This is a genomic window from Legionella pneumophila subsp. pascullei, from assembly GCF_900637585.1.
Lineage (GTDB): Bacteria > Pseudomonadota > Gammaproteobacteria > Legionellales > Legionellaceae > Legionella > Legionella pascullei.
Genome location: NZ_LR134380.1, coordinates 3208768 through 3230114 on the forward strand (window position 1 = coordinate 3208768; position 21347 = coordinate 3230114).

Genomic DNA, 21347 nt, shown 5'->3' on the forward strand with positions numbered 1-21347 from the left:
ACACAACTGAAAGCTTCCGCAAGTAGAGCTTTGTTGAACTCAATCAGTTAATTGATATCCAATTCAACATTGCGAGCTTTAAAAGGCAGACACTCAAATGGACTGTAGGCTCTCAGTCAATTTTTTATCGATCTGACTGATATCATCACATAACATTTGTGCTTGTTGTTTGACTATAGATTCATTAGCACCTTCAACCATAACCCTCAGCAAAGGTTCCGTACCAGAAGGCCTGAGTAACACTCGACCCTCTCCATTAAGATGATTTTCCAAATTTTTAACTGCCTGAATCACATCAGGATTGGACGCTAACAAGGCCGCATTGTTCGTTTTTAAATTCACTAAAGTTTGAGGTAACAATTGTATACCTGCAGTTAACTCATGAAGTGCTTTATTTTGTTTCACCATGATTGAAAGAACTTGCAATGCAGCTACAATGCCATCACCTGTTGTTGTTTTATCTAAACAAACAATATGGCCAGAGGTTTCACCTCCGATCTTCCAATCTTTTTCTCTTAGCGTTTCAAGGACATACCTGTCACCTACTTTCGAGCGTTGAAAGGGAATTCCCAATGAGGTAATGGCTAATTCAAGACCATAATTACTCATCAACGTACCTACGACTCCTCCATGTAATACTCCTCGCTGATGTCTGTCTTTGGCAATGATATAAATAATTTGATCTCCATCAACGAGGTTTCCTAGAGAGTCCACTAAAATAACTCTATCTCCATCTCCATCCAAACCAATACCAATATCAGCCCCAACAGCAATCACCTTTTCTCTTAATAACTCAGGCGCTGTCGAACCGCACTCTTGATTGATATTAAAACCATCCGGTTTAACTCCTATGGGAACTACATCAGCACCCAATTCAGAGAATACATTTGGAGCGATATGATAGGTCGCCCCATTGGCGCAATCCACAACTATTTTCAAATTGGATAATCGAGACAGTGAAGGAATGGTAGACTTACAAAACTCTATATAACGACCTGCCGCATCATTAATACGTGTTGCTTTACCCAGCTTGGCTGAAGGTACAGTTTGCAACTGTTTTTCTAATTGCGCTTCAATCGCAAGCTCTACACTATCCGGAAGTTTTCCTCCATCAGCTGAAAAAAACTTAATACCGTTGTCTTCAAATAAATTATGAGAAGCACTAATTACAATGCCTGCATTAGCCCTAAGTGTTTGCGTTAGATAAGCTATTCCAGGAGTAGGCATTGGTCCTAATAACGCCACATCAACCCCAGCTGCAGATAATCCCGCCTCCAAAGCCGATTCCAACATATAGCCAGACACCCTGGTGTCCTTCCCAATCACTACCTTTTTCCTTTCTCCATTTGCAAGAACACAGCCTACAGCCCAGCCTAACTTCAAAACAAACTCAGGGTTAATATTTGACAATCCAACGTGCCCCCGTATTCCATCCGTACCAAAATATTTACGTTGACTCATCCGTACCTACCTTATTGTTTAATTTTTCTGGCCTCAGTCATCTTCTGATAATCTCAGGAGCTATTAACTGATTTCTTCACCTGCTTGATCAATTGCATTAATCATAGTTAATGCTTGATTCGTTTCATCTACATCATGTGTCCTGATAATTGCGGCGCCTTTTAGGGCTGCATATATTCCCAGCGTAATACTTCCAATCAAACGTTCCTCAACCGCATTGTTCAAGACAGCGCCAATTGTGCTTTTGCGTGAAACGCCTAAAAGAATTGGCAATCCAAAAGAACACAATTCATTCAGATGATAAATTAATTCTAGGTTATCTTTAACGCGCTTTCCAAAACCAAAACCCGGGTCAAGAATTATTTTTTTCTTATTCAACCCCGCTTTCTGACACTTACCGATGCGTTCTTCAAAAAAATATTGTAATTCAGCCATTATACCTTCTGGATAAGAGGGATTTTCTTGCATATTTCGCGGCTCTCCTTTCATATGCATTAAACAAACAGGAACATCTAATTGAGCAGCTACCTTAAGAGCACCATCCCTTCTTAAAGCATAAACATCATTTATCATATTTGCACCAGCATCAATTGCGGCTTCCATCACTTCAGGCTTGTTGGTATCAATAGAAATACACACATCGGTAAGTCCACGAAGTTGCTTGATTACGGGAAGAACTCTTGATAGCTCAATCTCTAAAGGCACAGATGGAGCACCAGGTTTAGTTGATTCTCCACCGATATCAATGAGATCAGCACCGGAAGCAATTAATTGAAAGGCATGCTCACAAGCTCTATCCACAGACAGGTACTTGCCACCATCATAAAATGAGTCAGAAGTAACATTCAGTACACCCATAATCAATGGCTTTTCAAAAACTAATGAGGACTTAGGTTGGCTCTTTCGCTCAAGCCAACCAAGGAATTGTTCAGGATTCACAGGGTACTCTCGATAAATAACTACTGATAAAATTAATGTCCTTCTGCCGGATTTTCTATTGTTTCACCATTGACAGGTTTTGCAGGAGCATCATTAACTGACTCAGCCTTATCCATCGGTTTTGTTGACCCCCAATCTTCCGGAGGAGTAGGTTCTTTCCCAGACATAATTTCTTGAATTTGATTGCTATCTATCGTTTCGTATTTAATGAGACTTTGCGCCATTAAATGCAATTTATCCATATTGGTTTCCAATATTTCTTTTGCTCTTTGATAGTTCCTGTCAATAATGGCACGCACCTCGTCATCAATTTGCTGTGCTGTTCTATCAGACATTTCCTTATGTTTATTCACAGAGCGTCCTAAAAATATTTCTTCCTCTTCCTCACCAAAAGTTAACGGGCCTAAGGCAGATAATCCCCAAGTTGTAACCATTTTGCGAGCAATCTCTGTGGAGCGCATTATGTCATTAGAGGCACCCGTTGTTACACTTTCAGGACCAAAAATTAATTCCTCTGCGATTCGGCCACCAAATAAGCTGCATAATTGACTTTCTAAACGACGTTTACTATGACTATATCTGTCTTGTTCAGGTAAAAACATAGTTACGCCCAATGCTCGCCCACGTGGAATTATCGATACTTTATAAACCGGATCATGCTCAGGAACTGACAGCCCAACGATAGCATGGCCTGCTTCGTGGTAAGCAGTCAGTTTTTTCTCGTTATCATCCATTACCATAGAGCGTCTTTCAGCTCCCATCATAATTTTATCTTTTGCTTTATCCAGTTCAATCATGCCCACTTTACGTTTATTAGCCCTAGCAGCAAATAATGCGGCTTCATTCACAAGATTAGCTAAATCCGCTCCTGAAAAACCAGGTGTGCCACGAGCAATAGCTTTTACTTCGACGTGACTATCTACAGGAACCTTTTGTAAATGAACTTTTAATATTTGCTCACGACCTCTAATATCAGGCAAAGGAACAACGACTTGACGGTCAAAGCGACCGGGACGTAAAAGTGCTGGATCCAAAACATCGGGACGGTTAGTTGCCGCTACGACAATAACTCCTTCATTCCCTTCAAATCCATCCATTTCAACAAGCAATTGGTTAAGTGTCTGTTCGCGCTCATCATGACCACCACCCAGGCCCGCGCCCCTGTGCCTACCAACTGCATCGATTTCATCTATAAAGATAATGCATGGAGCATGCTTTTTAGCTTGCTCAAACATATCACGCACTCGGGAAGCACCTACCCCAACAAACATCTCAACAAAATCAGAACCTGAAATAGTAAAGAAAGGAACTTTCGCTTCTCCGGCAACTGCCCTGGCTAATAATGTTTTACCTGTACCCGGGGAACCAACCAACAAAACACCTCGGGGAATTCGACCACCCAAATTCTGGAACTTGGTTGGATCACGTAAAAAATCGACAAGTTCCTTCACTTCTTCCTTAGCTTCATCAACTCCAGCGACATCTGCAAAAGTCACTTTAACCTGATCCTCGCCTAATAAGCGAGCTCTTGATCTTCCAAAAGACATAGCGCCTCGACCGCCCCCGCCTTGCATTTGACGCATGAAAAATATCCATACACCGATCAATAACAGCATAGGGAACCAATTGATAAATAAATGCAAAAGGAAACTTTCCTGTTGTTTTTCCTGCCCACTGACATCTACTTTGCTTTTCAACAACTCGCCTAGCAAAGCGTTATCTTGCATCGGCATGTAAGTGACAAACCGTTTATTATTTTTGGTTACGCCCTTGATGATTTTGTTATCCTCAATTGTAACAGAGTTAACCATCCCTTGATCCACTTCCTGTAAAAATTGGCTATACGAAATTTTCTCAGCAACTGAGTTACGAGGACCAAAATTACTGAAAACAGAGACAAGCACTATCGCTATTATCAGCCATAAAAATAAATTTTTAACCATGTCGTTCAATGTATTAACCTCGTTAGTTACTTACAATTTTGTTGCGAGACCCAAAATAGCTCTTGCACAGCTCATATCATCCAAAACAACGCTAAATATATTTATAAATATATATAAAACTACTATAAATTATAGCCCTTTGCCAGCAAATAGGTTTCTTTTGAACGAGATCTTGAAGCGGATGGTTTACGAATTACCACTTTCTCAAAAGACGCTCGTGCCTGTTTGACTAATTCATCAAAACCTGAGCCATGAAAAATTTTAACTAGCATATTACCACCGGGTTTTAACATTTTTTCCGCAAAATCAAAAGCCAGCTCTACCAAATACATCGCTCTTGGAATATCTATTGCTGAGCTTCCACTCATATTTGGGGCCATATCCGATAATAACAAGTCTAAAGTCCTTTGCGGAATCAAATTAATTAATTCTTGCAAAACATTATCTTCACGAAAATCCCCAAGGATAAACTCCACATTTGGCAAAGCATCCATAGGTAAAATATCCAATGCAACAAGACGACCATTTCCTCCCATCTTTTCTGAAGCATATTGGGTCCAGCCACCAGGAGCGGCTCCTAAATCAACCACCGTCATGCCTGGTTTAATGAGAGACTCTTTGTCATCCATTTCCTTAAGTTTATATACGGCACGGCTCCGATATCCTTCAGCCTGCGCTTTTTTTACATAAACGTCATCAAAATGTTCTTGCAACCAACGTTTACTACTTTTAGTACGACTCATAACGAATAAAGATAAAACAATTTTTCCTATGATACAGAATTTTACTACCTTTTCCCAGCAAAACGTGCAATAATTTACCATTTTATTATCTGGGATATCGTAGTGGATACGTCTTTTAAACAATCACTTAAAGCCAAAGCTCATCATTTAAAACCCGTTGTACTCCTTGGTGCGAAAGGTTTAACTGAGGCTATATTGGCAGAAACCAATGTCGCCTTGCTAGCGCATGAATTAATTAAAGTCAAAATTAATGGGGCTGAAAAAGAAGATAGAATCCAGATGGCTGAGGAACTTTGTGAACAACTGGATGCCCAATTAGTCCAGATGATAGGCAATACATTGGTTCTGTATCGCAAAAATAAAGAATGAAATTCGTAATATCGTTTTGTTGCCTGGCGCTGAGTATCTAAACTAACCTTATGAAATCAAAGGATTTTCAAATTTCTGCAAGTATAAGTAGCCCAATTGGTATGAAGCGTAATCGGTAATATGTCCTTCATCGCGATATACTGGAATCCCATTCAAATCGGAATAACAAACATTATCGCGACATTGAACTTTTTTAGGATCTATTATTACCAATTGAGGGTATTTTTTTCGCATGTTATCAAACAATTGATTTAACCAGATCTCATTATCTGAACTGGATAAAGTAAAGCGACACTCTTCTGAATTATAACTTTGTCTTAATTTAATGTGCTTAAAAAAACATTGGTGTAAATTTCCATGCGTTAATGCGGTTGACTTGATCAATACAGGCTTCGCTCCAGAAGATATTATCACTCCAAGCGCTCTATCTAAGGCATTTGCCAAACGCTTTTTGGTTAATTCTGCAGAATAGTCATCGCCCAATTGATTGATGATATGAGCTGACACATAATTGCTCCATACTTGACCTATGATCACGTAATCATAATGATTCTCTTGAATCATGCGATAGTACTTTTCCGTTTGCTCATAACAGTTCTGATATATGTTATCTTTAAAATGCCACCAATCATAAAGGTATATGCCAGGCAAGGAAATACAAGAGGAGGTCCCTTGAGCCAATATTGAAACACCGGCTGCTTTTCCTAGTACATCCATAAACCCCCAATAATGATTGGAAAAAGAATCACCTATCATAAGACCAGTCTTGCCATCTTGCTCTTTCGCTCCAATTTTGCATTTCGACTCATTGTCTGCGCTGGTATTATCTATACATAACGTTCTGTATGGGCTTTCGCGATCCTTTAATTGTTTATAAACTCTAACCAGCTCCTGGTTAAATCGTTGCGGATATCCAGAATGTAATTTAATAACAAAAGAACTTAAATGGGAAAACAATACAGGCAGTAGCAATAGAATAACAACGGTATAACGAAAAGGAATATGCCTGAATCTTTTCGTTGGTTTTTCTATATATCGCCAGGATAAATAAGCTAAAATAAAAATAATGCTATAGGCTAAAAACAAAATCTCAGACCGCTCTTCGATATTTTGGTACCTTAAAATTGAAAAGACGACCCAATGCCATATATAAAGAGAATAAGATAATACTCCTATAAAAACTAATGGCCGAAAAGAGAGAGTATTTACTATAGAAAGCGAAGGAAAATTTTTTCCTAATGCTATCAACAAACCCGTTGCAAGACACACAAAAAGGGCATGCCAATTAGGATATCCAAGAAGTATATTATCGAGTGTCGCAGTATAAATAATAAAAAATAATGCTGATAAACCCAAAATAACTAAAATAGACTTATTGATTGAGAATTCAATTCGAGGACTTAAAGCGATACAAGAACCTATTAAAAACTCAAAAATACGACTGGAAAATTGATAATAGGTTTGGGCAGGAACCACCCGTGAGTAGTGCAGAGTCAGCAGAAAAAATAAAATAGTTGCTCCATATACAACATAGATAACCTTCTCTTTATTGAGAAAACGATATAAGCCATACATCACCAGTGGCAAAATCAAATAACATTGCCACTCAATTGAAAGTGACCAGGTGTGCAATAAGGGAAGCTGATGTGTATCGGGTGAAAAATACCCAGTAGTTGTTTTATTAAAGAACAGATTGGAAATAAATAATGATGTTTTACGTGCACTACGACTAAATTCAATTAAATCGTCAGGTAAATAAAACAACAGACTCAGTAGAGTAGTCACCACGATTAGAGCAACAAAAACAGGCTGTAATCGCCATAACCTGCGATTATAAAAATCGAAAAATGAAAAATCATTCTGATTCAGTGATTCATGGATAATGGACGTGATGAGAAACCCTGATATAACAAAAAATACATCAACCCCGATAAACCCTGATGGAAAAAGGGAGAGCCCCCCATGATAAATTAAGACCAATAAAATGGCGATGGCCCTCAATCCATCTATATCAGGTCTATAATTCATACCGCTTACTCATTTACATAATCAAAATAGAAAATATTATCATTTAACTCAGAATACAGAAACTTTTTATCCAAAATCAAACCCTGTCATCAATTAATAATAATTTATTTGTCTTTTCCCCTTGCAAATGAGAATGATTATCATTTATATTAATTTAGAACAAAACAATCCTTTCAGGAGATAATAATGGCCTTGGCGTACGGTAATTTTCATGAACTCAGCCATCAATTACGCTTTTTACTATTTGAAATTGGCATAGGACTACCACAAAATAGTGTGGATTATTTTATTACCTTAGCTCATAAAAACACCCTGAACCGTTTACAACACGCGTCCACTAAGGAGGGATTAATTCAATCGGCGATCGCTAGTCATCATGTCCATGATTTCATAGATCAATTGCAAATAAAAATGAAAAACTCGATGCCGGAAAGTCAGTTTTTTCAATGGAGAAAAATCAGGGAAGCACTAGATGAATCGATTGCTAATGAAGCCTTAGCTTACGCCTATAGGCAGAACTGGAACACTCAATTAAGAAATGAAGCCTTACAATACAAGAGTTTATGGGCATGGATAAACAATGAACTACCTCCTTATCAAACACTATTATTTTTTGAACAATGGGGCAGTTTAGGACATCCCTATCACCCGGCATTTAGAGCAAAAATAGGATTTACGCGAAGAGAAGTATTACAAAATTCCCCCGAATTCCAGGCTAAAGTCAGTGTGCATTGGTGTGCATTAAATAAAACAAAAATTCAATCAATAAATCCCAAAATTGATTATACCAACCGAATTTCTCAAGAATTTCCCAAAGAATATTCTTATTGGCGAGAAAAATTGTTATTTAGCCACATAAATCCTGATGATTATTATCCAATCCCTGTTCACCCTTGGCAGTGGAGGAATCAACTTCAAATGGCTTTTGCTTCTTTAATTGATAATAAATCGCTTATCTTGTTACCACATCATCAAATTCTAATACCTTCTTTATCACCCGATATTATGATGCCAACAAAATCTACTCAATGCACACTCAAACTGGCTACCACTTTAAGTACCTCATTGACTGACAAACTCGATAATGCCGATAACATGGTATTGCTCACTAACTGGCTTGACTCCCTGTTAGCAAAAACAAACTATTACCAAAATACCTTGTTTATATGTAAAAATCTGGAGAACATCAGTGCCTATGATCAAACCCTCTCTGAATACAATCGAAAAAAGATATGGCTTGGCTTATATCAAAACCCTCTCAACCAAATAAGGCAAGATCAAAGAATGATTCCATTATCCGCCTTACTGACACATTCACCATGTACCAATACACCGTTACTGATTGAAATTATTAAAGCAAGCGGCCTGCACCCAATAGCTTATTTCACTGAGTATTGTTATAAGATGTTATTTGGGCAATTGCATTTATTGCTAAAATATGGGATTGCACTAGAAGTGGAACAACACAATATTTTAGTCATCTTCGATGACAATCAACCTCAGGGAGTGGTTGTAAGAGAAGCAAAAAACCTTAAAATATGCCATCATGAATTATTTAAGAAGGTTCAAAAACCTGACTTGTCAGACCAGTTATCTATCTATACAAAAGATCTTAATAAGGTTAGAGCCCTTTTCGTTCAGGGAACACTAAAAAATCATCTACATCACTTGATTGTTTGTTTATGTGATGAGTATCAGATTTCTGAAAAAAAATTATGGGGGTTAACTCGCCAAGTCATACAAAGTGTATTTAAAGATTTATCCAGAGACATTGATCCTCGTATTCTAAGCTGGCAGCAACATCTTCTGTTTCATGAGAACTGGGAACATCAACCTGAATTGCTATTAAGCCTGCATTCCAACCTCAATCCAAATACTACAATAAAGGAATACAATCCACTAAGTGAGACCTAATCACTAATTGCAAAATCATAACAGGAGCAGACCTGCATGCCCATGCGCCCTTATTTCAATCTCAAAATTTGAGAATTCCTCAGGGCTGAGATGAGGATACCATGAGTCAATAAATCCCAATTGATTTCTCAATAAGGTGACAGCGACAATGGTATTGTATAAACTAACTCACATACGCCATTTTAAACACTCAAATAATAGAGTATTGTTGGCATAATATATTCCCTCCTCAGCAATAAATAAAGAAAGAGGAGGAACTAATTATCGTATAACAGATGATACTAAAACATATTCCCAATACCTTAACATTGCTAAGATTAGTTTTAATAGCTCCTTTTCTAATGTATTTATTTCATCATGAATACGTTAAGGCCTTTTATCTATTTATCGCAGCAGGATTAACTGATGGTTTGGATGGCTGGTTAGCCCGGCATTTTCAATGGCAAAGCTTTTTTGGCTCATTTGTTGACCCTCTCGCTGATAAATTGTTGGTTGCCTCCAGCTTCATCTCATTAGCTCTCTTAGACTCCTTACCCTGGTGGTTAGTGCTGCTTGTTTTTTTAAGAGACTTCACTATTTCAATAGGGGTGTTGGCTTGGTATTATTTTATACAGCGCAAATTGGATTTTGAGCCCACCCGTCTCAGTAAGCTTAATACAGGTTTTCAATTAACTTTAGTCACTTTATGTTTGTTTGAATTAGCTTACTTTAGGTTCCCCTATGATTTAGTTGATATACTCATCTATTTAACTGCCTTTACAACAGTTACTTCCTACCTTGATTATGTTTGGACCTGGAGCAGAAAAGCCTGGTCCCCCAAAGAATCGTTAAAATGAATAAACAGCTGGCTCTGGCAATAAAGTTGAATGATGAAGCAACCCTGGATAACTTTAATTGGGGAAATAATACCTTGTTGCAACAACAATTAATTCAAATGCTTTCTTTTAAGGCAGATAGGTTGCTCTATCTTTGGGGCCCTAAAGGAAGCGGCAAATCCCATTTACTGCAAGCGTGTTGCCAAGCTATTAATTTAACCCAATCAGCCATTTACCTTCCTTTGGCTTTTTTAAAAGAATGGGGACCACAAAGCATTGAAGGATTAGAAGATCAAACTTTAATTTGTATCGATGATATTAATACCATCGCTAACGATTCAGCCTGGGAAGAAGCTTTATTCCATTTGTATAATAAGATAAAAGACTCTGAACGTTCGCTTTTAATTATATCGGGTAATCAGCCACCAATAAAATGTGATATTAAACTTGCGGATTTACGCTCCAGACTAAGTTGGGGATTAGTTATTCAGTTGAATGAATTAAATGACGATGAAAAAATAAATACACTCCAAATGCGCGCGGCAAAGCGCGGATTTGAACTTCCTGAAAGTGTAGGACATTTTTTATTAAACCGTTGTTCTCGAAACATGCATGATTTATACGAGCTCCTCAACCGGTTAGATGATGCATCTTGGGAAGCTCATCGTAAAATTACCATACCTTTTGTTAAAAACACCTTGAAAATATAAGCCGTCATTGACTCTCCTTTATAACCTTATTTGAGATTTCAATGAGAACCTATTGTAATTCTTTTATCCTTTGCCGTATCAAGTATATTGCCCAATCATGGAGTTACGACAAACGACACAGTTAAATTTGACAAAAATGAAAACAAGTCTATATTTATAGAGTTGCACAATTTTTTATCTGCTGTTCGCTATAGGCTGGATAATTTATGGACAAATTAAACAAAGCGAACCATTAGAGCGAAAAAAATGTTTCATGGAGAGAGCAATGAACAAACACGACGTTAAAACCATTCACTCTTATGTTATAGATGAAGAAGATAAAAAAATCTCCTTAAAATTAATAAATAAATTATATCGTTTCCTCTCCAAGTATTACCACCTGGCCAACCAGGAAGAATTTATACGCTTAATCATACAGCCTGATTTATATGGGGAGTTGACAGTTCTCTATGGAGAAAATAAAGAAATAGCCGGGTTCAGTCGTAACTGCAGACAATCTATTGATCTGGGGAAAAAACGAGTGACTTGTTATATCGCTTATCTTTATCTAAATCCTGAATACCAAATTCACGCGTCCATTAAAAGTGCTGGCCTCACTCAGGCGATAAAATACAAGTTAGCTAATCCTCAAGAGGAATTGGTTTATATAGCATTTGCCAACAACCCATTAACTTACGAGTTTATTTATCAGTTGAGTGACCTCATATATCCTAAACCCTTACAAAGGGTCCCGGACCAAATATTGACCGTTCTAAATGCCCTTAAAAAACAAAACAGCTGGATTTCAACCAATAATCATCCTATGGTTGTCAGCTCCCCATTGGTTCCTTTAAGAAGTCAACTCTCAAGAATTAATGAAGAAAGTAGTGAATTAAAAGAGTTTTATATGTCAGCCAATCCGGATTATTTACAAGGAAATTCCCTGTTAATCTACATGCCTTTGCATTTAGCTAACATAGGCTATGGATTGAATCATTATGATTCTGGCTCAACCCGTAATCAGAAACAGCATCATCAAGGATCCTCTCATCGTAAACGCTCTCCTGCTTCGGACTTGAGGAATTAAAGTGAAAGGAATACACATTAGAACTCGTCTTTAATCCAGTAGCACCTTCTAGTTTTTTTTCAGGAGCATATCGTGCCGTCATCTCAGTAATTTGTTCGCCTATTCCTATTAGTTTATTCTCCAAACTAGCCACTTTCGAGAGCAAATCAGAAGTAGTCATTACCTTTTCATCAAGGTTGTTTAGCTTTTTCAATTCTTTGTCCATCTTGGACTTACCACATAATTTTTCTATTTTATCCTCATCCAAGCCAAACCATTCGCTAACCAGTTTGTTTACCCCTACGCGTTGTACATACCAATACAAACTAAAGGCAGCCAAACCGACAATCACACTAAATAATAAGACTGGCCAGAATGTAGGTGTAACAGAAGTCATAAACAGAGCCAGCATGAATGTCGCCACTGATTGCCCGGCAAAAAAACCTCCGCCAAAAAAGAGTATTCCAGATACTCCAGATACAACTGTTTTAGCAACATCCATTTTGGGACTATTTAATGCTAAATCAAATTGCTTACCTGCTTTCACTAAAGATTTAACACGATTTTGCAGCATAACAAGGGTTAGATGTAATTCACTTAATTCATCCTTGGACATAGAAGCGAGAGAATAACCATCAATTTTTTTTCTAATGGCCTTAATCTCTTCCATTTGCAATAGATATAAATCCAACAGTTTGGGAGTATCAGTTAATTTTATTTCCAGGTTTTGAGAGACCTGGACTAAATCAAATCCATAAAAAACAACAACGGATAAAGCAGAAAATAGAATACCTGCACAAAGCACAATCCAAGCAGGGAAAGATAATACAGCCATCATGGTTGTAATGCTGTCAAAACCCTCGCACGCGGCTAATAATGTCCCAGCTATTGCCAAAAGCCAGAATTTCAACTTATTAGATGCGGGAGGTTCTTTTACTACAGGCTTAATTTCCTCATCCGATCCCTTTAATGAAGTATTTAAGTCACGTAACAACTCAGCATACAAAGCAGCCGCTATGAACTCCCTTTTCTTTTTTATGGCTTTTGAGGTTTTGGATGAGTTGGAAACATCATTAGTTAGTAGATGAATTAAGTATGAAAAATCAATTGACGAATTCCCATTTGCTAAATTGGAAGACTCAGAACCACACAAATTTAAGTAATCGTCTAATAATTCCAGAGAACGCTGACTCAGCCTAATTTTTCTTTCAAGCCCCACTTTATACTCCAAGCAAATTAACTCATAGAACCTGAGAACCTTAACCCGGTAATCATTAGGAAAAGATTGAATGCAAGTACATATTTTATACATTTTTTATTAAATTAACATTAAGCGATATGTAATAGGACAAAAAATGGTAATAAAAAATTTCTGGTTATCATATATACAAGCTCGCAAAGACAATGTATGACAAAAGCAAAAAACGGCAATTGGTGATATTAAAACCAACCAAATTGCCGAAAAGGGAAATAAACAAACTAGTGACTGGGAATATACGTTGTAGAGTATTCTACTGTCTCTATATCATTATCTCCTTTCAAGGAAGGAACTGCAATATAGCGGCTTAGCCGAGGTGATACTAACCACATAATGACAGCAATCAATAAAGTAACAAGGCCAATACAGGCAAATACATCAGAATAAATCAATAGAGATTCAACTCCTGGTTTGATGTTCTCAGGGAGGGCTGTAAAAGACGCAACCGTTGCGCCAATAAACCCTGCTACTGCAGAGGTTAAAAACCACATTCCCATAACAAACCCTGCATTAGTAGCAGGCACTAATTCAGCAACCATAGCAACACCCAGGGCTGATACTAATAACTCGCCAAGACTTTGGAATAAATAACTGAAAATCATCCACCAGGAAGAAACCATGCCATTTCCAACATAAAAATAACGGGCAAAATACAGCATTAAGAAGCTCACTGCACACATGGTCATCCCGAATGCAAATTTATAAGGTATAGAAAATACAATATTATGTTGATGCAATTTTCTATAGAAATAAGCTAATACGGGACTCATTAATACAATCCATATTGGATTTAGAGCTTGAAAGCTCTGCGGATCAATAGTGATGCCAAGGAAAGTAGGTATTACATTATTGACAGCGAACAAATTTAATGAAGTAGGCATCTGTTGGTATAAAGTAAAAAATATAACCGCTTCGATCATTAAAACCAAAGCGACTAGCATTCTCATAAAAGAAGCATGACCTTGTTTGCGCATTAAATAGATATAAATACACACTACAAACAGAGTAATACCCCACAACAAATTTTTGGCAAGCATGACATGTTGCAATAAGTATGCTGATATTCCAGTAAGCATTAAAACACCAGCCACTATTACTCCCCAGTGAAGGGCTGTTATTTTACGAAGGTCAGCTTTTGTATTGACATGAGCCACATGCTGTCGTTGATACCAATAATTCACAATACCGAGAATCAAACCTATTGCACTAATCATGTAAGCATAAGAGTAACCATAAGCGCTTGATACTGCTGGTCCAACGAATAATGCAACCATACTGCCCAGATTAATAGCCATATAATAAAGGGTAAAACCACCGTGTAATCGCGGATCATTGTCATCATAACATTTAGATAACAAATTCGATGGATTAGCTTTGAACAGCCCATTACCTACACAAATCAAACCTAACGCAAGAAACACATGCTGCTTATCAGTGACCGCGAGAGAAAAATAACCCAGGGCCAGAACAACGAGCCCAAGCACTATGGTTCGTTTGGTGCCAAGAATCCTGTCTCCTAAATATCCACCAATAACCACCATCCCATACACCAGAGCAGAATAAGCACCAAAGGTATAGTAAGACTCTAAATCGCTATAACCCAGGTAGCGAATAAAATAAAGAGTAAGAATTCCCTGAACTGTATAAAATCCAAATCGCTCCCACAATTCCAACATAAAAATCATGTGAAATGCACGAGGTTGCTCACGAAATAAATTCAGCATGAATTTTCATTCCTTGATAGTAATTTTTTTTAACTTAAAGGAAATTCTTGTTTTTTGCAATGTAGATTTAAATTTTAGGGAGTTCAGGATGCTCTGTATCTGACTTGCTTTCTCCCTCCTCATCATCATTCTCTTTTGCTGACAGTTTTCTGGAACCCAACGTTCTTGGAGAGGGGGATAGAGATGAAAAATGCTGAAGCTCCTCTGAGGACGCTTCCTCTATTTCCTCTTTTTTTTCTGTTTTTACCTTTTCCTTGAGCCTGTCGATATTGACTGATAACCCCACCAGTACATCCTCAGTTGATTCATGTACAGGTTTATACTCCCCTGAATCCGCAGAAATTAGCTTCTCAGCATCTATTGGTGGTAAAACCAGCTCGTTATCGATTTGCGAAGTATTTTCTATTTTTTTTCCTTTCTCATTACTTAAAGTCGGTTTGTTATCTATATCCTGTGATTCAGCACTCTCACTTGGGGTCGATTTTAATTTATTGTAGAGCCATACAGCCGTTGCTTTAATTAATGGCGCACTTACCCTGGCCACGAAATACGCACCGCCAGCAATTGCTATCCCAGCCAACATTCCTCCACCAACTGGCGGGAAAAATAAAGTCACAGCCAAGGCTACAATAGTAAGCGCAGATAGAGCAACTGCGACAGTCCTGTCAACAACCTTCATAGTATCTAAATTTTTGATTTGTTGTTCTAATTGCAACTCGTCGTTTTTTAAATCCTGAATTTGTTTTTTCTGCCTATTATAGTCCTCCTGGACAACTGATATTTCAGATAAAATGGCAGCTATTTGCTCTTCATTATCAGCATTTTGTAAAAGGGATTCTAAATGCTTGGCTTTATCCTGAATTTTCAGCATTTCATCCTCTTCTCTGATGATCTCCGCTTTTAATTTTCTTTTTTCCCGGCCTAATTGATAGCGTTCATAAAGAGTTTTTCCTAATAAAAACGTACCCACACCTAAACTGAGACCTGCTGTAACAAAAGCGATATAAGGAGCTGTTACCGGGACTGCCAATGCCGTTATGGTCAACCCTAACAATATTGCAGAATAAAACCATTTGGCATTATTACTCAAATTAACAGGTACTTCTTCGCCCAGCAAATAAGCCGACAAATAAATGATAGGAATCCGAAGAAAATCAAAACCTGCCATGGCAACACCACCAAAAGCAAAACCATGAGCTAAAGATTCTTTACCTGGTGTATGAGATAGACTGGTCATCCTGTCACCAATTTTGACAACGACGTCACCTGTATCATCAACAGTTTTTAAAAATTTTGACAGCAAAGGAATGCGTTTTGTCGCTTTTTTTAATAGTGATGTTTTATCTAAAGGAGTCAACGGATATTCAATAGGAAGTTGCATCGACTGTAAAAGCTGAAGAGTCTTTTCTATTTCAAATTTTCTGAATCTTTCGTCTTTTGTAATTCCCATGATAATGACTCAAGAAAAGTATCGATTTAATTTAAGTATATCAACTCATAATTAAGAAAAGCTGACATCGATAATTCTTTCTTGCTAATTAGCCCAGATTTCAACTATATTTCAAATTATAATAAATAAAATAAAACATGATGGTTAAAAAAGCTCTATATTTGGCAGGTGGTGGTGCTCGAGGTGCTTATCAAGCAGGGGTGCTCAAAGCAATCGGGCATATTTTACAAACCAAAACGCTACCTTTTGACTTGGTAAGTGGTGTCAGCGTAGGCAGTGTCAATGCGGCCGTACTTGCTGAAAATGCCAATGATTTTCCTGCTGCCCTGGATAAACTCGAAGCCATTTGGGGTGAAATTCATTGTCAACAAATCTACAAGGCAAGTAATTACGAATTGAGTAAATCCGTAATGCGTAATTTAAGCACCCTAATTATCAAACAACGTCAATCAGGACATTTGCTTGATACAACACCATTACGGCAATTTCTGGAAGAAAGCATTGATTTCACACGAATTGAACAAAATATTCAAGAAGGATACCTCGATACTTTCGAAGTCTTAAGCGCCTGTTATGAAACACATCAAACCATCTCCTTCTATGCCCATAATCATTCAGAATTTGAAGATTGGAATTATCCACGCCATAGCAGCCAACGTGCGGTAATCAACGCCCAGCATATTCTGGCATCAAGTGCTTTACCCCTGTTCTTTCCCCCCGTTAGTCTCAACGGATTCCATTATGGCGATGGAAGCATAGGTTTGGTCGCCCCCCTTCGAGGAGCAATTCGCTTTCAAGTAGATAGAATTCTCATTTTAGGTACTCGAGAATTACCAGAATTTACTGACCCAGAAACCTTGCGCAATGGTGAAATTGCTTTCGCTCATATTTTGGGCAACATGATGAATGGGCTTTTCTTGGACAATCTGGATAGGGATATTGAAATGGTTAATCGTATGAATGAAATAGCTACTCTCCTATCCATGTGGAAAAAACGACGCTCTCCCTGGAGACCTATCTCAACCATGCATTTACGTCCAAGCCGAGCAATGGCGTCAGTAGCGCAAAGCCATTACGCCAGCATGCCAGTATTGCTTCGATTTTTATTAAATATTATGGGGGCCACGAGTCACTCCGGTGATCTGCTTAGCTTTTTACTCTTTGAAAAAGAATTCACTCGCGAATTACTGGAATTAGGCTACCAGGACACCATTGCAGCAGCCACAGAAGTCAGCGCTTTTTTTAGTTAGCCAGAGTTTGGTTGCAAAAGCACATCAAACCGTTATGCAAACTTCCAATTTAAAAAAGGGATCGTAGGTTCTCTAAGATTTCCTTGGTAGAAGGCATGATATTATTCCATATAAAGAATGCTTCGGCAGCTTGCTCTACTAACATACCTAATCCATCAACTGCTTCACACCCTCCATTACGAGCGTATTGCACAAAGGTAGTGCTTGTTTTTTGATTATAAGCCAAATCATAACAAAATGGTTTATGGGATAACACTTCTTCTGGTAATACAATGACCTGACCCGACAGGCTCGCAGAAGTGGCATTGATGATTAAATCAAAGGACTCCGATAAGTCATCTAAATTTTTGACATTAACTTGAGGAAATTGATGCTGTAATTCTTCCGCTTTTGCCAAAGTCCGATTAGCAACAATTAATTTTAACGGTTTCGTTTCCAATAAAGGTGAAATAATCCCCATTGCAGCTCCGCCAGCGCCCAGAATCAGAATTTTTTTACCTTTTAACTCAAGAAAGCGGGATAAATCACGTATCAAACCAATACCATCGGTATTATCGGCATGGACTTGATTTTCTTTCATCCAAAGAGTGTTTGCTACACCAGACAGGGTACATCTCTGTGTGTGTACTGTAGCTAATTCATAAGCACGTTTTTTATAAGGTAAAGTGACATTAAGTCCCTTGCCAAACTGGATAAAAAAATCAGATACTTGCTGTTCAAACTTGATATCATCCCCCAGGATTTTTTCATAAATCAATTCAACTTGGGTTTGTTGGGCAAACATTTGATGAATAACAGGAGACAAGCTATGTGCAATTGGATTACCTATCACTGCAAAACGATGAAGCACAAAAACTCCTTTATGCTATAGGTTTCATTGGTTTTCTTATTATAAACTTTTCTCACGCAACAAGCACATCAATCCACGTTTATCTTAAATTGAATCCTGATAATCAAGCTGAAAAAGTTTTGTGCGTTTCATTGGAGCAAATAAGAGGATAAAAATCGCTTCAGGCGCGCTGAGTTTGCCTGTAGCAAAATCCAGCACGCTTCAATTCACTTTATCTTTCCTCAACAACCAGACTCTTATCTACAACCTCGCGCAAATCCCTTGATAAATCCAGTTTTGTAAGCTGCGCTAACTGATTAAGGATTAACTTCTGTCTTGGCTCATCATAACTTCGCCAGCGAGTAAAGGGGGTAGCCAATCGTGCAGCGATTTGAGGATTTAGTTTGTCCAGTTTAATCAACACCTCACTTAAAAAGACATATCCGCTACCATCCAACGCATGGAAATTTCTAGGGTTGGCCATACAGAAAGCACCAACCAGTGCCCGAACTTTATTTGGATTTTTAATACAAAAAGCGGGATGGTGAGTTAATTCTTTGACATGATCCATTGTTCCTGGCAGCTCACATGCAGCTTGCATGGCAAACCACTTATCCAGAACCAATTCATTATGGGACCATTGTTTATAAAATCCTTCTATGGCTTCGTTTCGGTGAGATTCCCTGGAACAATTGACTAATAGGCTGCAACTGGCAATTTGATCCGTCATAGTACGAGAGGCTTTGAATTGTTCTCGGCATAATTCTAAAGCATCCGATTCTTTTGCTTTCATCATCAACCACAAACAAACATTTCTTAATTTTCTGCGTCCATAGGCTTGGCCATGCATGCGATGATCTTCTGCGTCCCATAATTCTTTATAAAGATCAGATGCTTTTGTGTATAAACCTAATCCCAATTGTTGACGGAAATAATCTCGCACTGACTCAACCTTGCTGACATCAACCCACTTCATTGTAGCTGCTACCTCTTCAAATCCAGGAGGAGTCAGCAATTCTGCCCGTAGATCCATATCAAGAGACTCATCGAGCAGAACATGCTGAAAAGCAGCAACAAGAGTTTCAGGCACTTGCCATTCACTGGCTGGTAATTTCAGGTTTTCGTTGAGACAGTTAAGAACCAAGCGTTGTGCTGCATCCCACTTGGCATATCCATCCGTTTCATAACGCAATAAAAATAACAAATCATCCTGTGCCAGATCATCATAAATTTTCACAGGAGCTGAGAATTCTCTTAATAGTGAGACAACAGGCTTTTCATTTAGCCCGGAAAAAATAAAACGTTGTTCCTTCTCTTTTAACTCCAGAAGCTCATTTTCTATGGGAATCATTTCCCCTTTCAAATCAAATAATGCCATGCGGACCGGGATATGAAATGGTTTTTTCTCATGGCACTCAGGAGTAGGGGGACAATGTTGTTGCATAGTAATTTCTAATCGCCCTTCTGAAAAATGGCTTAACACACGCACTTCAGGGGTCCCTGCCTGACTATACCAAAGTTTGAATTGTGTTAAATCGATTCCATTGGCATCTTCCATGGCAGCAACAAAATCATCAATGGTTACGGCATGGCCATCATGGCGTTTGAAATAAAGATCCATGCCTCGTCGAAACCTCTCCTTTCCTAACAATGTATGTTGCATGCGAATTACTTCCGCGCCTTTGTTATATACTGTCGCCGTATAGAAATTATTAATTTCCTGATAGGATTCAGGTCTTACTGGATGCGCCATACTCCCGGCGTCCTCGGGAAATTGAGTACTACGCAATACTTTAACGTCCATAATCCGATTAACATCACGGGAGTTCATATCCCGAGAAAACTCCTGATCCCGAAATACAGTCAATCCTTCTTTCAAACTTAACTGGAACCAGTCACGACAAGTGACACGATTTCCTGTCCAGTTATGGAAATACTCATGACCTACTACACCTTCAACATCGGCGAAATCTTGATCCGTGGCTGTTTCGGGGCGAGCAAGGATGTATTTGGAATTAAATATATTTAACCCTTTGTTTTCCATCGCCCCCATATTGAAATCGCTCACCGCAACTATCATATAAATATCTAAATCGTACTCTCGGCCATATACCTCTTCATCCCATTTCATGGCCTTTTTTAATGACTCCATGGCATGAGAGCACTTGTCTTCATTCCCTGGCTCCACATAAATACGTAAATCAACAGTCCTCCCGGAGCAAGTAATAAAACTGTCTCTAACGCAAGCTAAATTACCGGCTACCAAAGCGAACAAATAAGAGGGCTTCTTGAAAGGATCCTTCCAAACCACCCAATGACGTCCATCAGAGGTTTCCCCGGCATCCAGTAAATTACCATTAGACAATAAAATCGGATACTGCTTTTTATCAGCGGTAATACGTGTAGTAAAAGTTGCCAGGACATCAGGTCTATCTAGATAATAGGTAATTCGTCTGAAACCTTCTGCTTCACATTGAGTACAAAACAAATGATTAGAACGATAAAGTCCTGATAATTGAGTATTTTCTTGCGGTTTAATGCGAGTCACTATATTAAGGATTATTTCATCGGGGCATTGCTCTATAATAAGGGCGTCTTTAGTCAAAACATACTCAGCGGATTCTAACCGGCGGCCATTTAAGTGCAAACCAATTAACTCCAACTCTTCACCATACAAATGCAATGCGCCATCCTTTTGACGCGTTAACTTAAGGGTACTGTTCACTAAAGCATGGTCATCATACAAATCAAAATTCAATTCCACACTCTCAACTGTGAAAGCAGGAGATTGATAGTCCTTCAAATAAATGGTCGTGTCTGGCATAGTCATTGCTTCCTATAAAAAAAACGAATAAGTTTATTGATTTAT

The 21347-nt window shown here is 38.3% G+C and carries 16 protein-coding genes; 6 read left to right on the forward strand and 10 right to left on the reverse strand.

The annotated features are described in order from the left end of the window. Positions 1-93: 93 nt before the first annotated feature. From glmM to rlmE, 4 genes are all read right to left on the reverse strand, one after another. The gene (gene glmM / locus EL201_RS14475; protein WP_027222922.1) at positions 94-1461 is read right to left on the reverse strand and encodes a phosphoglucosamine mutase; all 1368 of its coding nucleotides are present in this window, start codon (positions 1459-1461) and stop codon (positions 94-96) included. Between the two features lie 63 nt (positions 1462-1524). Beyond that, positions 1525-2400 carry a dihydropteroate synthase gene (gene folP, locus EL201_RS14480; RefSeq protein WP_027222923.1) on the reverse strand — a complete coding sequence of 292 codons (876 nt, stop codon included), beginning with the start codon at positions 2398-2400 and terminating at the stop codon, positions 1525-1527. 32 nt (positions 2401-2432) lie between these two features. After that, complete coding sequence (gene ftsH / locus EL201_RS14485; protein WP_032828938.1) at positions 2433-4343, reverse strand: ATP-dependent zinc metalloprotease FtsH; 1911 nt, start codon at positions 4341-4343, stop codon at positions 2433-2435. Positions 4344-4465: 122 nt separating this feature from the next. Further along, positions 4466-5086 carry a 23S rRNA (uridine(2552)-2'-O)-methyltransferase RlmE gene (gene rlmE, locus EL201_RS14490; RefSeq protein WP_027222925.1) on the reverse strand — a complete coding sequence of 207 codons (621 nt, stop codon included), beginning with the start codon at positions 5084-5086 and terminating at the stop codon, positions 4466-4468. Positions 5087-5188: 102 nt separating this feature from the next. On the opposite strand from rlmE, the gene yhbY reads away from it, so the two are divergent. Further along, positions 5189-5455 carry a ribosome assembly RNA-binding protein YhbY gene (gene yhbY / locus EL201_RS14495; RefSeq protein ID WP_027222926.1) on the forward strand — a complete coding sequence of 89 codons (267 nt, stop codon included), beginning with the start codon at positions 5189-5191 and terminating at the stop codon, positions 5453-5455. A gap of 48 nt (positions 5456-5503) precedes the next feature. Here yhbY and EL201_RS14500 read toward each other — a convergent pair whose 3' ends face one another. Next, positions 5504-7483, reverse strand: a complete 1980-nt coding sequence (locus EL201_RS14500) for an acyltransferase family protein (protein WP_027222927.1) — start codon at positions 7481-7483, stop codon at positions 5504-5506. Between the two features lie 186 nt (positions 7484-7669). Between EL201_RS14500 and EL201_RS14505 the strand changes: the two genes are divergently transcribed. The 4 genes from EL201_RS14505 to EL201_RS14525 all read left to right on the forward strand — a co-directional run bounded on the left by EL201_RS14505 (position 7670) and on the right by EL201_RS14525 (position 11988). Beyond that, the gene (locus EL201_RS14505; protein WP_027222928.1) at positions 7670-9397 is read left to right on the forward strand and encodes an IucA/IucC family protein; all 1728 of its coding nucleotides are present in this window, start codon (positions 7670-7672) and stop codon (positions 9395-9397) included. A 275-nt stretch (positions 9398-9672) separates the two neighbouring features. Next, positions 9673-10233, forward strand: coding sequence for a CDP-alcohol phosphatidyltransferase family protein (locus EL201_RS14515; RefSeq protein WP_027222929.1), 561 nt, complete (start codon positions 9673-9675; stop codon positions 10231-10233). After that, entirely contained in the window at positions 10230-10922 is a 693-nt protein-coding gene (gene hda, locus EL201_RS14520) for a DnaA regulatory inactivator Hda (protein WP_027222930.1), read from the forward strand. Before EL201_RS14515 ends, hda begins: the two co-directional genes overlap by 4 nt. A gap of 265 nt (positions 10923-11187) precedes the next feature. Continuing rightward, positions 11188-11988, forward strand: coding sequence for a hypothetical protein (locus EL201_RS14525; RefSeq protein ID WP_080273171.1), 801 nt, complete (start codon positions 11188-11190; stop codon positions 11986-11988). Here the strand turns inward: EL201_RS14525 and EL201_RS14530 are convergent. The 3 genes from EL201_RS14530 to EL201_RS14540 form a co-directional block, all read right to left on the reverse strand. Next, positions 11873-13279, reverse strand: coding sequence for a hypothetical protein (locus EL201_RS14530; protein WP_126299556.1), 1407 nt, complete (start codon positions 13277-13279; stop codon positions 11873-11875). The genes EL201_RS14525 and EL201_RS14530 overlap by 116 nt on opposite strands. Before the next feature lie 167 nt (positions 13280-13446). Next, entirely contained in the window at positions 13447-14949 is a 1503-nt protein-coding gene (locus tag EL201_RS14535; RefSeq protein ID WP_027222932.1) for an oligopeptide:H+ symporter, read from the reverse strand. A gap of 67 nt (positions 14950-15016) precedes the next feature. Then, positions 15017-16399 carry a hypothetical protein gene (locus EL201_RS14540; protein ID WP_027222933.1) on the reverse strand — a complete coding sequence of 461 codons (1383 nt, stop codon included), beginning with the start codon at positions 16397-16399 and terminating at the stop codon, positions 15017-15019. A 137-nt stretch (positions 16400-16536) separates the two neighbouring features. Here EL201_RS14540 and EL201_RS14545 point away from each other — a divergent pair, with 137 nt between their 5' ends. Beyond that, positions 16537-17649, forward strand: a complete 1113-nt coding sequence (locus EL201_RS14545; RefSeq protein ID WP_027222934.1) for a patatin-like phospholipase family protein — start codon at positions 16537-16539, stop codon at positions 17647-17649. A gap of 49 nt (positions 17650-17698) precedes the next feature. Here the strand turns inward: EL201_RS14545 and aroE are convergent, their stop codons facing one another. Both aroE and pepN read right to left on the reverse strand, forming a co-directional pair. Beyond that, positions 17699-18499, reverse strand: coding sequence for a shikimate dehydrogenase (aroE, locus tag EL201_RS14550; protein ID WP_027222935.1), 801 nt, complete (start codon positions 18497-18499; stop codon positions 17699-17701). Positions 18500-18710: 211 nt separating this feature from the next. Beyond that, on the reverse strand, positions 18711-21302 hold the full coding sequence (gene pepN / locus EL201_RS14555) for an aminopeptidase N (protein ID WP_027222936.1): 2592 nt from the start codon (positions 21300-21302) through the stop codon (positions 18711-18713). Positions 21303-21347 lie beyond the last annotated feature (45 nt).

Excerpts from the sequence above, each read along its gene's own strand:
- glmM (WP_027222922.1), bottom strand. The coding sequence starts at position 1,461 with ATGAGTCAACGTAAATATTTTGGTACGGATGGAATACGGGGGCACGTT.
- ftsH (WP_032828938.1), bottom strand. The coding sequence starts at position 4,343 with ATGGTTAAAAATTTATTTTTATGGCTGATAATAGCGATAGTGCTTGTC.
- rlmE (WP_027222925.1), bottom strand. The coding sequence starts at position 5,086 with ATGAGTCGTACTAAAAGTAGTAAACGTTGGTTGCAAGAACATTTTGAT.
- EL201_RS14500 (WP_027222927.1), bottom strand. The coding sequence starts at position 7,483 with ATGAATTATAGACCTGATATAGATGGATTGAGGGCCATCGCCATTTTA.
- EL201_RS14505 (WP_027222928.1), top strand. The coding sequence starts at position 7,670 with ATGGCCTTGGCGTACGGTAATTTTCATGAACTCAGCCATCAATTACGC.
- EL201_RS14515 (WP_027222929.1), top strand. The coding sequence starts at position 9,673 with ATGATACTAAAACATATTCCCAATACCTTAACATTGCTAAGATTAGTT.
- hda (WP_027222930.1), top strand. The coding sequence starts at position 10,230 with ATGAATAAACAGCTGGCTCTGGCAATAAAGTTGAATGATGAAGCAACC.
- EL201_RS14525 (WP_080273171.1), top strand. The coding sequence starts at position 11,188 with ATGAACAAACACGACGTTAAAACCATTCACTCTTATGTTATAGATGAA.
- EL201_RS14530 (WP_126299556.1), bottom strand. The coding sequence starts at position 13,279 with ATGTATAAAATATGTACTTGCATTCAATCTTTTCCTAATGATTACCGG.
- EL201_RS14535 (WP_027222932.1), bottom strand. The coding sequence starts at position 14,949 with ATGCTGAATTTATTTCGTGAGCAACCTCGTGCATTTCACATGATTTTT.
- EL201_RS14540 (WP_027222933.1), bottom strand. The coding sequence starts at position 16,399 with ATGGGAATTACAAAAGACGAAAGATTCAGAAAATTTGAAATAGAAAAG.
- EL201_RS14545 (WP_027222934.1), top strand. The coding sequence starts at position 16,537 with ATGATGGTTAAAAAAGCTCTATATTTGGCAGGTGGTGGTGCTCGAGGT.
- pepN (WP_027222936.1), bottom strand. The coding sequence starts at position 21,302 with ATGCCAGACACGACCATTTATTTGAAGGACTATCAATCTCCTGCTTTC.